Source organism: Nocardia sp. NBC_01377, assembly GCF_045040005.1.
Classification (GTDB): Bacteria; Actinomycetota; Actinomycetes; order Mycobacteriales; family Mycobacteriaceae; genus Nocardia; species Nocardia noduli.
Genome location: NZ_CP109566.1, coordinates 5,409,795 through 5,423,103 on the forward strand (window position 1 = coordinate 5,409,795; position 13,309 = coordinate 5,423,103).

General features: G+C 68.0%; 15 protein-coding genes. 8 read left to right on the forward strand and 7 right to left on the reverse strand.

Translation table 11 applies throughout. From position 1 onward, the window contains the following. Positions 1 to 153 precede the first annotated feature (153 nt). The 3 genes from rpmB (at position 154) to OG225_RS24875 (ending at position 1,867) form a co-directional block, all read left to right on the forward strand. Positions 154 to 345, forward strand: coding sequence for a 50S ribosomal protein L28 (gene rpmB / locus OG225_RS24865; RefSeq protein ID WP_011210730.1), 192 nt, complete (start codon positions 154 to 156; stop codon positions 343 to 345). 166 nt (positions 346 to 511) lie between these two features. After that, the gene (locus OG225_RS24870) at positions 512 to 1,018 is read left to right on the forward strand and encodes a GNAT family N-acetyltransferase (RefSeq protein ID WP_405177496.1); all 507 of its coding nucleotides are present in this window, start codon (positions 512 to 514) and stop codon (positions 1,016 to 1,018) included. Between the two features lie 60 nt (positions 1,019 to 1,078). Beyond that, positions 1,079 to 1,867 carry an enoyl-CoA hydratase/isomerase family protein gene (locus OG225_RS24875; protein WP_405177497.1) on the forward strand — a complete coding sequence of 263 codons (789 nt, stop codon included), beginning with the start codon at positions 1,079 to 1,081 and terminating at the stop codon, positions 1,865 to 1,867. A gap of 115 nt (positions 1,868 to 1,982) precedes the next feature. Here OG225_RS24875 and OG225_RS24880 read toward each other — a convergent pair whose 3' ends face one another. Beyond that, positions 1,983 to 2,279, reverse strand: coding sequence for a hypothetical protein (locus OG225_RS24880; RefSeq protein WP_405177498.1), 297 nt, complete (start codon positions 2,277 to 2,279; stop codon positions 1,983 to 1,985). A gap of 129 nt (positions 2,280 to 2,408) precedes the next feature. Between OG225_RS24880 and OG225_RS24885 the strand changes: the two genes are divergently transcribed. Next, a complete protein-coding gene (locus tag OG225_RS24885) occupies positions 2,409 to 2,942 on the forward strand; it encodes a MerR family transcriptional regulator (RefSeq protein WP_405177499.1) in 534 nt (177 codons plus the stop codon). Positions 2,943 to 3,120: 178 nt separating this feature from the next. Here the strand turns inward: OG225_RS24885 and OG225_RS24890 are convergent, their stop codons facing one another. The 4 genes from OG225_RS24890 to OG225_RS24905 all read right to left on the reverse strand — a co-directional run bounded on the left by OG225_RS24890 (position 3,121) and on the right by OG225_RS24905 (position 6,100). After that, positions 3,121 to 3,999: an alpha/beta fold hydrolase gene (locus OG225_RS24890; RefSeq protein WP_405177500.1), complete on the reverse strand. Its 879-nt coding sequence runs from the start codon at positions 3,997 to 3,999 to the stop codon at positions 3,121 to 3,123. A 57-nt stretch (positions 4,000 to 4,056) separates the two neighbouring features. After that, positions 4,057 to 4,308 (reverse strand): hypothetical protein, encoded by a 252-nt coding sequence (locus OG225_RS24895; protein WP_109528046.1) that lies wholly within the window; start codon positions 4,306 to 4,308, stop codon positions 4,057 to 4,059. Between the two features lie 68 nt (positions 4,309 to 4,376). Further along, a complete protein-coding gene (locus tag OG225_RS24900; RefSeq protein ID WP_405177501.1) occupies positions 4,377 to 5,060 on the reverse strand; it encodes a uracil-DNA glycosylase in 684 nt (227 codons plus the stop codon). A gap of 11 nt (positions 5,061 to 5,071) precedes the next feature. Beyond that, positions 5,072 to 6,100 carry a thiamine-phosphate kinase gene (locus OG225_RS24905; protein ID WP_405183360.1) on the reverse strand — a complete coding sequence of 343 codons (1,029 nt, stop codon included), beginning with the start codon at positions 6,098 to 6,100 and terminating at the stop codon, positions 5,072 to 5,074. A 171-nt stretch (positions 6,101 to 6,271) separates the two neighbouring features. Between OG225_RS24905 and OG225_RS24910 the strand changes: the two genes are divergently transcribed. Beyond that, positions 6,272 to 6,952 (forward strand): DUF3515 domain-containing protein, encoded by a 681-nt coding sequence (locus OG225_RS24910; RefSeq protein WP_405177502.1) that lies wholly within the window; start codon positions 6,272 to 6,274, stop codon positions 6,950 to 6,952. 97 nt (positions 6,953 to 7,049) lie between these two features. On the opposite strand, the gene OG225_RS24915 is transcribed toward OG225_RS24910, so the two are convergent. Together OG225_RS24915 and OG225_RS24920 are read right to left on the reverse strand one after the other, a co-directional pair. After that, positions 7,050 to 8,156 (reverse strand): D-alanine--D-alanine ligase family protein, encoded by a 1,107-nt coding sequence (locus tag OG225_RS24915; RefSeq protein ID WP_405177503.1) that lies wholly within the window; start codon positions 8,154 to 8,156, stop codon positions 7,050 to 7,052. A 77-nt stretch (positions 8,157 to 8,233) separates the two neighbouring features. Further along, positions 8,234 to 9,244, reverse strand: coding sequence for an NAD(P)H-dependent glycerol-3-phosphate dehydrogenase (locus tag OG225_RS24920; RefSeq protein WP_216911231.1), 1,011 nt, complete (start codon positions 9,242 to 9,244; stop codon positions 8,234 to 8,236). A 95-nt stretch (positions 9,245 to 9,339) separates the two neighbouring features. Between OG225_RS24920 and cofC the strand changes: the two genes are divergently transcribed. From cofC to OG225_RS24935, 3 genes are all read left to right on the forward strand, one after another. Continuing rightward, on the forward strand, positions 9,340 to 10,014 hold the full coding sequence (gene cofC / locus OG225_RS24925) for a 2-phospho-L-lactate guanylyltransferase (RefSeq protein WP_405177504.1): 675 nt from the start codon (positions 9,340 to 9,342) through the stop codon (positions 10,012 to 10,014). Positions 10,015 to 10,085: 71 nt separating this feature from the next. Next, entirely contained in the window at positions 10,086 to 12,260 is a 2,175-nt protein-coding gene (locus OG225_RS24930; protein ID WP_405177505.1) for an RNA degradosome polyphosphate kinase, read from the forward strand. Next, positions 12,257 to 13,234 (forward strand): NUDIX domain-containing protein, encoded by a 978-nt coding sequence (locus OG225_RS24935; protein ID WP_405177506.1) that lies wholly within the window; start codon positions 12,257 to 12,259, stop codon positions 13,232 to 13,234. Before OG225_RS24930 ends, OG225_RS24935 begins: the two co-directional genes overlap by 4 nt. Positions 13,235 to 13,309 lie beyond the last annotated feature (75 nt).

Genomic DNA, 13,309 nt, shown 5'->3' on the forward strand with positions numbered 1-13,309 from the left:
GGGGGGCCGTTGGCTACCCTTGCAGGGTTGCCTCGCGCGGCCCGCCCCGGTTTGCGCTGGCCGACAGCTGTCGGCAGGGCACATCACGACATTGTTTCCGGACATGCTGCCGTGTTGCAGCGGTCCCCACTTGACATGAAGGAGTTCGCGACTATGGCTGCCGTCTGCGACGTCTGCGCCAAGGGCCCCGGCTTCGGGAAGTCGGTCTCGCACTCGCACCGGCGTACCAACCGTCGCTGGAACCCGAATATCCAGACCGTCCGTGCACAGGTTGCCCCTGGCAACACCCGCCGGATGAACGTGTGCACCTCGTGCCTGAAGGCCGGCAAGGTCGTCCGCGGCTGATTCGCCACGGACGATTCCGCACCGCTTCGGCGGTGCGGTATTCGACCCGAATCCGTGAACCATTCGGATATCCGTATGGTTCCGCTTCCGGTCGAGCGATGATCGAACGAAGCCCCGATACTCGCGTCGAGTGCCGGGGCTTATTCGTGTTCGAGGACGGGCGACGATGAGCGACTGGCGCGTCGAACCGCTGACCGCCGAGTACACCCACGGCCTGGCCGACTGCCATATCTCCTGCTGGCGCGAGGCCTACGACGATCTGGTGCCGAGGCATGTGCTGGACGCCTTCGACGTCGATCGCAGGGCCGCGCAGTGGGAACGCATGCGCGTCAAGTATCCGCACGGCACCCATATCGCGCTGTCCGGCGACACCGTCATCGGATTCGCGAGCGTGGGTGCGCCGAAGGACACACCGCCCGCGTCGCAGCTCGAACTCACCGCGCTCTACGTCCGCGCGTCCTGGTACGGCACCGGCGTGGCCGACGATCTCATCGGTGCCGCGCTGCCCGCCGACCTGCGCTGTTCGCTGTGGGTCTTCGACGAGAACCCTCGTGCGCAGGCCTTCTACCGCAGGCACGGCTTCGTATTCGACGGCGCGCGCAAGATCGAGGATTTCACCCCCGCGCTCATGGTCCGCATGGTGCGCGCGGCGGTGCGGGACGACCTGCGCTGACTCCGATTTCGGTGGGCGGTGCGTTGGCCCGCACCGACCCCGGAGGATAGTGTGCGAAATATGACCTCCACCGAGCAGACCGAATACGTCACCGACGTCGACGGCGTTCTCCAGATCACCATTGCCACCGCCGCGAACGGCACCTCGATGGATTTCGCGGGTATCAACGCGGGTAACGCCGCACTGCGCGCACCCGGCTTCGACGCGGGCGCGATCCTGCTCACCGGTTCGGGCGCCAATTTCTGCGCGGGCGGCGACGTTCGCGGTTTCGCCGCAGCGCAGGACCGTTCCGCCCACATCCACGGTCTCGCGACCGATCTGCACGAATTCGTGCGCGCCCTCGACGCCGCCGGGGTCCCCGTGATCGCCGCCGTGCACGGCTGGGCGGCGGGTGCGGGTATGAGCCTGGTGCTCGCCGCCGATATCGCCATCGGCGGCTCGTCGACCAAGATGCGCCCCGCCTACCCCGGCATCGGACTGAGCCCGGACGGCGGCATGTCCTGGCTGCTGCCGCGCATCGTCGGCACCGGCCGTGCGAGCGAGATCCTGCTCACCGACGCCATCCTCGACGCCGCGGAAGCGCAGCGTCTCGGCATCCTGAGCCGGGTGGTCGAGGACGAGCAGGTCCTCGACCAGGCACGCAAACTCGCCACCACCCTGGCCAACGGTCCGCGATCCACCCACGCCAGCATCAAGAAGCTGCTCGTGCAATCCAAGACCGCGTCGTTGAGCGAACAGCTCGACAGCGAACGGGAAGCCATCGCGACCGCCGCCGCCAGCCCCTCGGGCCGCGAGGGCGTCGACGCGTTCGCCCAGAAGCGCAAGCCGAACTACTCCGCACAGGGCTGATCCGACAGACCGAGACGCACCCGCCGACACCCCCGGCGGGTGCGCTTCCCGTTGGGGACCGTACCGGCCGCGGCGATCCGGCACCCGACTTCCCCGTGCACGAGCGACCGATCACCTAAACGGGGCTGCTCGAGGCACCGGGCACGAACCGACGCACCCGGGGTCGAAGCCTCTGTGCCGCAAAGAGAGCGGGCACCGTGACGACGAAGCCGACTGCCACCCGCGCATTGGGCAGACCGTCGATCATCGACAGCGCGAAGGCGAGCACGAATACCCCCGTCGCCAACGCGAAACCGACCGTCATGAGTGAGGTGGCGCCCCGCCGACCCGGCAGGACCGATGCTGCGCCGAGCAACACGATCACCGCGGAGTCGGCGATCACGAACGGGACGGAATGGTCGGCGGTCAGCATGATCACGAAGGTGACCAGCGCGACGCCTGCGGCAGTGAGACGGAGTAAGAACACAGCGGCCTCCCGGCTTTACTGATAGTGGAACTATCGGATCTAGTGATAGTTGCACTATCACTAGATTCCGGCAAGATGTCAGAAGTGGGAATTACCGAACTCGCACGGGTCACGGGCCTGTCGGTGGCCGCCATCAAGTACTACGTCCGAGAAGGCCTGATCGAGGCACCGGTCCGGGTTTCCGCGAACAGGTCGGACTATCAGGACTCCCATGTGAGCCGGGTTCGGCTGATCCGCGCACTCATCGAACTCGGCGGGTTGTCCCTCGCCGACGCGCGAACGGTCATCGGGGCAGTGGAGGACCCGGGCCGCACCACGCACTCGGTTCTCGGTGTCGCGCAACGGGCGGTCTCGGACTCGTCCATCGATTCGATACTGACAGCGGCCGACGGACTCGGGCACTCGTCCTTGCGATCACTGGTGGATGTCTACCGTGATGCCGCGAACGAACTCGCTGTCGTCGAACTCGACTGGGTCGCACAAGCCGATGGCGACCGCGATACGCAGGCCGAAAAGGCGGTCGTCGGAACAATTCTCGGAGACGCGCTGCTCACCGCCGTGCGACGGGAAGCACAAAGAGCCGAGTCCGCCCGCCGTTCGCACCCGTAAGACCGCGGCTACCGACAGTCCGAACCGCAGGCGCGGTGTCGAGTCATGACGCTTCGGCCTCGGTCGCACGCCGACATACCATCGCGACCAGGTCATGCCGGCAGCGCTGACGTGCTTCGAGCCTGGAGCTTCCGGCCGATCCGCTCGGGTATCGAATTGATCGCTGGCCCCGCGCGGGTTATCGGTCCTGCGTACTCAGCACGAAATCGATGACGGCCTCGGTGAAGGCGTCGTTGTCGTCACCGGCCGCCGTGTGCGCGGCTCCGCCGATCTCGGCGATCCGCACGTGCGGCACGAGTTCCTGGAACGCGGCGGCGCCCTCGGCGCTGACCACGTCGGACCGCATGCCGCGCACCAGCAACACCGGGATCGTGAGTTTGGCGGCGGCGGCCTCCATATCCTCGGTCATCAGGGTGGCGTCCTCGACCCGGTCGGACAGCATGCCCGGATCCCAGTGCCAGTACCAGCGGCCGTCGCGCTCGCGCAGATTCCGCAGCAGGCCGTCGGTGTTCTTCGGACGCGGACGGTGCGGCATGTACCCCGCGACCGCGTCGGCGGCCTGATCGACGGTGTCGAACCCGTCGCGATGTCGACTCAGGAAATCGAGGACACGGGCGACACCCTCGGTTTCCGGCCGCGTGACGATATCGACGAGCACCAGCGCGCCGATCGCCGCACCGCCCGGCACCTCGGTGGTGAGCAGACCGGTGATACCGCCCATGCTCGCGCCGACGACCACCGCGGGGTTCTCCGGGGTCGCGCCGAGCTGATCCAGGACAGCGACCAGGTCGCCGACCATGGTCGACCTCCGGTAGTCGCGGTCCTTCGCCCATTCGCTGTCGCCGTGACCGCGCGCGTCCAGGGTGACGACACGCATGCCGGCGAGCCCGAGTTTGGCGCCGGTCAGCTTCCAGGAATGCCTGGTCTGACCGCCGCCGTGCAGGAAGACGACGAGCCTGCCGTCGACCGGCCCGAAGTGGTCACCGGCCAGCTCGATCCCACCCGAACCACGCAGCCGCAGCCGGACCGGTTCGAGGAGATTGTTCGCATCACTCACGATCTGAGGATCGCACAGTGCCGAATCCGGTCACGCGCGAGCCTCGTGGATCGGATTTCAGCAGTTCAGCTTGGTACCGCTGAAGGTGTTCTGGAACAGGCAGGTGACCTTGGCGTTGACGCCCGAGGAGATGGTCGAGGAACCGGTGGAGGTGAATTCCTCGCCGACCGGTGCGGCGGCGGTATCGGTGGCGGGTTCGAGCGCGAGCCCGGACGCGCCCGCGACGGAGGTTCCGCCCGCCAGTGCGGCGCACAGGGCGAGAGTGGCTGTGGTGCCGCGCAGCGCGCCGCGAACGGTTCGGTTGTGCATGGAGATGCTCCTCGGTTGGATCCGGTACTGCGGGTCGTGCTCCCCGGCGAAGGCCGGGAGGTGGATGGTCAGGGCAGGCGCCAGTCGACAGGTTCGGCGCCCAGTTCGTCGAGCAGTTCGTTCACCCGGGAGAACGGCCGGGAGCCGAAGAACCCGCGCGAGGCCGACAGCGGCGAGGGATGCGCGGATTCGATGAAGGGAACCTCGGCGGCGGCGAGCGTCGGCTTCAGCGTCGACGCGTCACGGCCCCACAGGATGGCGACCAGCGGCTCGTCCCTGGCGACCAGGGCGCGGATCGCCTGTTCGGTCACCGCCTCCCAGCCCTTGCCGCGATGCGAGGCAGCCTTGCCCGGCTGCACCGTCAGCACGCGATTGAGCAGCAGCACACCCTGATCCGCCCACGGGCTCAGATCGCCGCAGCTCGGGGTGGGGTGGCCGAGATCCTTGGCGAGTTCGGCGAAGATATTGACGAGGCTGCGCGGCACCGGCGAAACATCGGGTGCGACAGAGAAACTCAGACCGACGGCGTGACCGGGAGTCGGGTACGGGTCCTGACCGACGACGAGTACGCGGACCTGGTCGAACGGGCGCTGGAAAGCGCGTAGCACGTTATCGCCCGCGGGCAGGTAACCCCGGCCCTCGGCGTTCTCCGTGCGCAGGAACTCTCCCATGGTCGCGATCTGCTCGGCGACCGGATCCAGTGCGCGCGCCCAGCCCGCATCCATGATTTCCGACAATGGTTTACCGCCCATGACCGCACAACCTATCGTGGCTCGGCCGCCGCCGCAGAGTCCGCCCCACCGAACGATTCCCAGCCGCCGCTGCCCGGCCGCACCGCGCCGTCGACGGTAACGCCGTGACCTGCGTGCACGCGTCCGACGGTGTGCCAGCCCGACGGCAGCACGACGTCGGCGGGCCAGGCCGCGGCGAACGCGTGCTCCTCACCGCCCGCCAGAATCCATTGCGCCGCATCGGCATCCAGCGCTCGCGCGATGGGCTCGAGGAACGGATCGCGCAACGCCGTCGTGTCCAGGTCGATCCACACACCCGAGGCCGAGGCGATATGCCCGAGATCGGCCAGCAGACCGTCGGAGATATCGGTGAGCGCGTGCGGCGCGCTCGGCCCCGAACCCGCGCCGGACGCCGGATCACCGTGCAGGACCTCCAGCACCGAGGCATAGGGTGGCTGTGGAACACGGTGGGCGGCAACGACTTCGGTGAACCGTTCGATATCGGCTCCGGCGGCCAGTACCGCGAGTCCCGCGGCCGACCAGCCGAGTCTGCCCGCCACCGCGATCGTGTCACCCGCGCGAGCGCCGGATCTGGTGACGGGAGCGCGGCCGCGCAGATCCCCGAACGCGGTGATCGACAGGACCAGTTCCTGGCTGCGCACGAGGTCACCGCCCGCGATGGAACCACCCGCCCTGCCCGCTTCCTCCCACAGTCCGTCGGCGAGACCGTCGATCAGCTCCAGGGGCGTGTCCGCCGGGCAGCCCAGCGCCACCACGAACGCCGTCGGCACCGCGCCCATCGCGACGACGTCGGCCGCGTTCTGCGCGATGGCCTTGCGGCCGATATCACGCGGACTCGACCAGTCGAGCCGGAAGTGCCGTCCCTGCACCAGCATGTCGGTGGTCACCACGAAACGCCCGTCCGGCGCGGCCACCAGGGCGGCGTCGTCGCCGGGCCCGAGCAGCACGCCCGCGGCCTGCACCCGGCCCGCGTTCATCCGGTCGATGAGCGCGAACTCGCCCAGCTCGCCGACCGTCCGTGGCGTCGCGCTCTCGCTGATGACCGAGTCCTTCCCGAGGTGGATCGCCCGGCCCGGGCACCGTGCCGATCGAAAACGGGTCGACGGTACCCTGTCCAGGGCAATCGAGACCACCGAACCGGTGCGCGGCGCCTCGCACGACCGCGGGAACCGGTACGGCGACGCGCTCGGCGAATCGGAAAGCAGGTCGGTATGGCGGCGGACTCGTCGGACAAAGACTCGACGGCGACACCGTCACCGGTGGAGGACCCCTCCGTCGGCCCGAACGAGTCCGAGGACGAAACGGCCGAGCGCCCCTCGGAGACCGACGCGGACGACACCGAAGCACCCGAAGCCGATTCCGGCGCCTACCCACCCGCGCTGATCGCCACCGCCGTCGCCCTGCCGGTCGTACTGGTGGTCGCGGTACTGATCGCCGCGGTCATGGCCAGGAATATGCCGACCGAACACGAACCGCTGGTGCTGGGCCCGGTGCCCGCGCCCGCCGCGGACGGACCGGGCTGCACGACCCTGCTGCCCGCGCTGCCCACCGCGCTCGACGACTACACCAAGGCCCAGTTGGTGGAACCCGCGCCGCCCGCCACCCGTGCCTGGCAGCGCGAGGACGGTGCGTCGATCGTGCTGCGCTGCGGCCTGGACCGCCCGCTGGAATTCAACCGCGCCTCCCCGCTGCAACTGGTCGACAATGTGCAGTGGTTCGAGGTGCGCGATCCGGTCGGGTCGGCGAGCACGTGGTTCGCCGTCGACCGGGAGACCTACATCGCGCTGACCGTCCCCGACGGTTCCGGACCGACGCCGTTGCAGGAAGTCTCCGACGCCATCACCGCGAATCTGCCCGAACGCCCCCTGGATCCGGGTCCGTTGCCCAACTGAGGCACGCTGCCCGGCCGAAACCGCGCAGGGTAGGCCCGCCGGGCACTTCTCCTGCTACCACCGATATTGCGGCGCACCGTCGGCGACGCGCACGTGCTCAGCGCAGGCCGGTCCCCCGCGCCATCGCCGTCTCGATCAACGTGGAGACGAGTTTCGCGTAGTCCAGTCCACTGGCTTCCCACATCCGCGGGTAGAGCGAGATCGCGGTGAAGCCCGGCATCGTGTTGATCTCGTTGAGTACCGGGCCGTTCTCGGTGACGAAGAAATCGACGCGAGCCAGGCCCTGGCAGTCGAGCGCGCGGAAGGCGCGCACCGCGAGGTCTCGGATCAACTCGGAGGTGTCGTCGTCGAGATCGGCGGGGACATCGAGTTCGCAGATGTCATCGACGTACTTGGTCTCGTAGTCGTAGAATCCGGTGTCTCCCGAACCGGCTACTTCGGCCGTCGGCATCCGGATCTCGGCGACCACGCTGGCCTCGATCCGGCCGTCCGGGAATTCCAATACGCCGCATTCGACTTCGCGCCCGACGATGCCCGCCTCGACGATGACCTTCGGATCGTGCGCCCGCGCCGCGGCGATCGCGCCGTCGAGCGCGGCCCAGTCGGTCACCTTGGTGATGCCGATCGAAGAACCCGCGCGCGCGGGTTTGACGAACACGGGCAGTCCGAGTTGCGCGCGCTGCTTCTCGGTCAGTGTCTCGACGCCGGGACGCAGCACCACCTGACTGCCGATCGGCAGTCCCTCGGCGGCGAACAGCTTCTTGGTGAATTCCTTGTCCATACCGGCCGCACTGGCCAGCACTCCCGGGCCGACGTACGGGATGCCCGCGAGTTCGAGCATGCCCTGGAGGGTGCCGTCCTCGCCGAAGGGACCGTGCAGGATCGGGAACACCACGTCGACCGAGCCGAGCACGACACCCGGTTCGTCGAGGGCCACGAGCGCGCCGGACCGTTTCGGGTCGGCGGCGAAGGTGAGGGCGGTACCGGAGGTGTCGACCGCGGGCAATTCCTTGTCGCGCAACCCGAGCTCGGCGATGTCGGCACCGCCGAGCACCCAACTGCCCTCGGTGGTGATGCCGATGGGGATGGCCTCGTACTTGTCCGGATCCAGGTTGCGTAGGACGCTGCCCGCCGATACGCACGACACGGCGTGCTCATTGCTCCGCCCGCCGAACACGACAGCCACCTTGATCCGGTTCGTCATGGTGGGAACCGTACCCGTTTCGGGCGCGCGATACCGGTCCCGGCCCTATCATGCCGGGCCGTCGTGGCCCCGAACGATCATTCGGGCTTCATCCGCCTGCCCAGCAGGTTGCCGACCGCCTCGGCCACCGAAACGCCCTCGTGACACACCTGATGGACCGCGTTCGTCAGCGGCATCTCCACGTCGTGCGCCGCCGCGAGGGCCCGCACCGATGTGCAGGACTTCACACCCTCGGCCACCTGACCGTGGGTCGCCTGTTGCGCCGCCTCCATGGATCCGCCCGCCCCGAGCACATGTCCGAAGGACCGGTTGCGCGACAGCGGCGAGGTGCAGGTGGCGACGAGGTCACCCACTCCGGCGAGACCGGCCAGCGTCACCGGCTCGGCGCCCAGCGCCACCCCGAGCCGGATGATCTCGGCGAGACCGCGGGTGATCAGACTCGCGATGGAGTTGTCCCCCAAGCCCATTCCGGCCGCGATGCCGCACGCCAGCGCGATGACGTTCTTGCACGCGCCACCGATCTCGCATCCGATCACATCGGTATTGGTGTAGGGCCGGAAGTAGGCGTTGGCACTCGCCTGCTGCAACGCGATCCCCCGCGCCTCGTCGGTGCACGCGATGACGGTGGCGGCGGGCTGTTCGGCGGCGATCTCCTTGGCCAGGTTCGGGCCGGACAGCACCGCGATACGGTCCTGATCCGCACCGGTCACCTCGCCGATCACCTGACTCATCCGCAGCAGGGTGCCGGTCTCGATCCCCTTGGCCAGGCTCAGCAGGGTGGCGTCGTGGTGGGTGAGCGCGTCGCCGAGCGCGTCCTTCCAGGTCTCCAGATTCGCGCGCAGCGATTGCGACGGCACCGCGAGGACGACGATCTCCGCTCCGCGCAACGCTTCGACGTGATCGTCGGTGGCATCGACGGCGGGCAGCTGCACATCGGGCAGGTAGGACGGGTTGCGATGTTTCGTGGCGAGCGCCTCGGCGACCTCCGGCCTGCGCGCCCAGATCGTGACGTCGGTGCCGGCGTCCGCCAACACCTTTGCGAACGCTGTGCCCCACGACCCCGCACCAAGTACCGCCGCCCTCGTCATCCGCCCAATATGCCATTCGGAACCGCCGCGGCTGCCCGATACCCCCGAAAGAGTCGCGTGGCGGGGCGCGTGGGCCGTCATGGAAGTATTGGTGCATGCGCCCGCACGACGTGCATGCCGTGATCGCGGTCAAGAACCTCGATCTCGCCAAGAGCCGACTGGCCGAACGATTGCGCCCGGAACTCCGGGCGCGGCTGGTGCTCGCGATGCTCACCGATACCGTGACGGCCGCGCTGACGGTGCCCCGCATCGGATCGGTCACCGTCGTCACGCCCGATCCCGTGGTCGCCGCCCTGTCCGCCGAACTCGGCGCGGCCGTGCATCCCGAGCCGCGGATCTCCGACCTGAACGCCGCGCTCGACGACGCCGCGTCGGCGCTGCGTCGAGCCAACGGTCCGGTCGAGCTGCTCGCGCTTCAGGCCGATCTGCCCGCGGTCCGTCCCGAGGAACTGTGCGCGATGCTCGCGGCGGCCCCGGCGGGCAGACGCTCGATCGTGGTCGATCACGCGGGCACCGGCACGGCGGCGCTCTACGCCGCGGGTCCCGCGGTCGCGCTGGACCCGCGCTTCGGTCCGGACTCGGCGCGCGCGCATATCGCGGCGGGCGCGACGGATCTGGCGGGCGACTGGCCCGGACTGCGCAGGGATGTCGACACGGCGGTCGATCTGGATCGCGCGGTCGAACTCGGCGCGGGTGACGCGACACGCGCCCTCTTACGCGACATCGGCTGGTCCGGCCATGTTCACGAGGCTGTTCGACGGGTGTGCTAGTCGATCGCCACGACGGAACGAACCCGGGTGTGATCGCGGAGTCGGCGTGCAATCAGACCGGTGGGTAGGGGATGATCGATTGCGTGAGCGATACGGAAATTGTCAAGCAGCAGCAGTTGCTTCCCACACCGCCGCCCGCTGTGACGCCGGTCTCGGCGGATTCGGCCGAGCAGCAGTTGCCACGTGATCGCTACCTCAACCGAGAACTCAGTTGGCTCGACTTCAATTCCCGCGTTCTGGCCCTCGCGGAGGACTCGTCGCTGCCTTTGCTGGAGCGTGCGAAATTCCTGGCTATCTTCGCCTCGAATCTCGACGAGTTCTACATGGTCCGCGTTGCGGGCCTCAAACGCCGCGCCGAAACCGGCCTCCTGGTGCGCTCGGCCGACGGCCGCTCCCCCGGCGAGCAACTGGAGTTGATCGCGGCGCGTGCCCAGGAGATCGCCGACCGCCACGCCAGGGTCTTCCTCGATTCGGTGCTGCCCGCGCTGACCGCCGAAGGTATCGCGATCATCGACTGGTCCGATCTCGAAGAAGCCGAACGCACCCGACTATCGGGCCATTTCCATGACCAGGTCTTCCCCGTCCTCACACCGCTCGCGGTCGATCCGGCCCACCCGTTCCCGTATATCAGCGGACTGAGTCTCAATCTCGCCGTGACGGTGAAGGACGGGGCGACCGGCGGCGAGCATTTCGCCAGGGTCAAGGTGCCCGACAACGTGGATCGCTTCGTGCGCGTGCGCCGTGGCGAATCCGGTTCGCCCATCGCCGCGTTCCTTCCGATGGAAGCGCTCATCGCCGCGCACCTCGATCTGCTCTTCCCCGGGATGGAAGTGGTCGAACACCACTCCTTCCGCATCACCCGCAACGCCGATTTCGAAGTCGACGAGGACCGCGACGAGGATCTGCTCCAGGCACTCGAACGCGAACTCGCCCGTCGCCGCTTCGGCTCCCCGGTACGCCTCGAGGTCTCCGACGACATGACCGAGCACATGCTCGATCTGCTGTTGCGCGAACTCGACGTCTACGAGGGCGACGTGATCCAGGTGCCCGGACTGCTCGACCTGTCCTGCCTGTGGCAGGTGTACGGGGTCGACCGGCCCAATCTCAAGGACACGCCGTACGTCCCCGCGACACCGCCCGCGTTCGGCGAACGCGAGACCCCGCGCAACGTCTTCCAGGCGCTGCGCGAGGGCGATGTGCTGGTGCACCACCCCTACGACTCGTTCTCCACCAGCGTGCAGCGCTTCATCGAACAGGCCGCCGCCGACCCGCAGGTGCTGGCGATCAAGCAGACCCTGTACCGCACCTCGGGCGATTCCCCGATCGTCAACGCGCTCATCGACGCCGCCGAGGCCGGTAAACAGGTCGTCGCGCTGGTCGAGATCAAGGCCCGTTTCGACGAGCAGGCCAACATCAAGTGGGCACGCGCGCTGGAGCAGGCGGGCGTCCACGTGGTCTACGGCCTGATCGGCCTCAAGACGCACTGCAAGACCTGCCTGGTGGTGCGTCGCGAGGGCTCGACCATCCGACGGTACTGCCACATCGGCACCGGCAACTACAACCCGAAGACGGCGCGACTGTACGAGGACGTCGGATTACTCACCGCCGCACCCGAAATCGGCGCGGACCTGACCGATCTGTTCAACTCGCTGACCGGTTATTCGCGAAAAGCCAACTACCGCAATCTCCTTGTCGCACCGCAGGGTGTGCGCGCGGGCATCATCGAGCGGATCCAGCGTGAGACCGAACTGGCCCGCGAGGGCGCTCCCGCCCGAATCCGCTTGAAGGCCAACGCGATCGTCGACGAGCAGATCATCGACGCGCTCTATCGCGCCTCGCAGGCCGGAGTGCCGGTGGAGATCGTGGTGCGCGGTATCTGCGGCCTTCGGCCCGGCGTCCCCGGCGTGAGCGACAACATCGAAGTGCGTTCCATACTCGGCCGCTTCCTGGAACATTCACGGGTGCTGCACTTCCGGGCGCAGAACGAGTACTGGATCGGTAGCGCCGACCTGATGCACCGCAATCTGGACCGGCGCGTGGAAGTCATGGCGCAAGTGAAGGATCCGCGATTGAGCGAGCAGCTCGACGCGGTGTTCGAATCGGCGCTCGATCCCGCCACGCGCAGTTGGAAGCTGAGCGCCAACGGAAGTTGGCACTCATGGCCCCAACAGGCAAGTGCCGACGACGTCGCGGTCAGAGATCATCAGGAGTACCTCATGCGGCTGCGGAGACCGGAACAGCAGTGAACGACCCGACGGGATACGAGGCAGCAGGTCCGTTCTGGGATCCCCGAGTCAGAGCCAACATTCACGCCGCGGGCGCGGTGGTGTGGCGGCGGTCGCCGGGGAAGTCGCGCGCCATCGAGATCGCCGTGGTGCACCGGCCCAAGTACCGGGACTGGTCACTGCCGAAAGGCAAACTCGACCCGGGCGAGACACCGATCATGGCCGCGGTGCGTGAAGTCCACGAGGAGACCGGCCTCGATTGCAGGCTCGGCCGATATCTCGGACACGTGACCTATCCGATACCGGGCCACCGCAGACTCAAGCGGGTCGACTATTGGGCGGCCGAGGTCACCGGCGGTGAATTCAGCGCCAACTCCGAAGTCGACGTCCTGCACTGGCATCCGCTGGAGCGGGTGATGGACGAACTCTCCTATCCGATGGACAGACAGGTGGTGCGAACCTTCGCCCGCCTGCCCGCGCACACCTCGACACTGCTGTTGGTGCGGCACGCGAAGGCGGGCCGCCGGGACGCTTTCGACGGCCCGGACGAACAGCGCCCGCTGGAGCGGGCAGGTTCGGCCCAGGCGCAGGCGCTGATCCCGAACCTGCTCGCCTTCGGCGCCGAGGAGATCTACTCGGCCGATCCGGTGCGCTGTGTGGACACGGTACGGCCGCTGGCCGAGAAGTTGGGCACCGACATCACGTTGGAGCCGTTGCTGTCCGAAATCCGTTATGCGACCGATACCGACGCGGCGCGCGAGCGGGCCGTGTCGCTGGTCTCCGACCGCGCGGTGCGAGTGGTGTGCAGCCAAGGCAAGGTCATTCCGGATCTGATGGCCTGGTGGGCGAAGAAGGACGCCCTGACCTTGCAACCCGCCCGAAATCGCAAGGGCAGTGTCTGGGTGTTGTCGTTCATCGACGGCGCGCTTGTCGCCGCCGACCACCTCGACCGTTCCATCTCCACCGAGGTCGTGAAGGATTCGCCGCCGTCCTGACCGATATGACCGAGAGACGGCCCCGGAGGTTATCCGGGGCCGTCTCTCTGCGGTATGGCGGGTGATTCGGCTGCG

Excerpts from the sequence above, each read along its gene's own strand:
- rpmB (WP_011210730.1), top strand. The coding sequence starts at position 154 with ATGGCTGCCGTCTGCGACGTCTGCGCCAAGGGCCCCGGCTTCGGGAAG.
- OG225_RS24870 (WP_405177496.1), top strand. The coding sequence starts at position 512 with ATGAGCGACTGGCGCGTCGAACCGCTGACCGCCGAGTACACCCACGGC.
- OG225_RS24875 (WP_405177497.1), top strand. The coding sequence starts at position 1,079 with ATGACCTCCACCGAGCAGACCGAATACGTCACCGACGTCGACGGCGTT.
- OG225_RS24880 (WP_405177498.1), bottom strand. The coding sequence starts at position 2,279 with ATGCTGACCGCCGACCATTCCGTCCCGTTCGTGATCGCCGACTCCGCG.
- OG225_RS24885 (WP_405177499.1), top strand. The coding sequence starts at position 2,409 with ATGTCAGAAGTGGGAATTACCGAACTCGCACGGGTCACGGGCCTGTCG.
- OG225_RS24895 (WP_109528046.1), bottom strand. The coding sequence starts at position 4,308 with ATGCACAACCGAACCGTTCGCGGCGCGCTGCGCGGCACCACAGCCACT.
- OG225_RS24900 (WP_405177501.1), bottom strand. The coding sequence starts at position 5,060 with ATGGGCGGTAAACCATTGTCGGAAATCATGGATGCGGGCTGGGCGCGC.
- OG225_RS24910 (WP_405177502.1), top strand. The coding sequence starts at position 6,272 with ATGGCGGCGGACTCGTCGGACAAAGACTCGACGGCGACACCGTCACCG.
- OG225_RS24915 (WP_405177503.1), bottom strand. The coding sequence starts at position 8,156 with ATGACGAACCGGATCAAGGTGGCTGTCGTGTTCGGCGGGCGGAGCAAT.
- OG225_RS24920 (WP_216911231.1), bottom strand. The coding sequence starts at position 9,244 with ATGACGAGGGCGGCGGTACTTGGTGCGGGGTCGTGGGGCACAGCGTTC.
- cofC (WP_405177504.1), top strand. The coding sequence starts at position 9,340 with ATGCGCCCGCACGACGTGCATGCCGTGATCGCGGTCAAGAACCTCGAT.
- OG225_RS24930 (WP_405177505.1), top strand. The coding sequence starts at position 10,086 with ATGATCGATTGCGTGAGCGATACGGAAATTGTCAAGCAGCAGCAGTTG.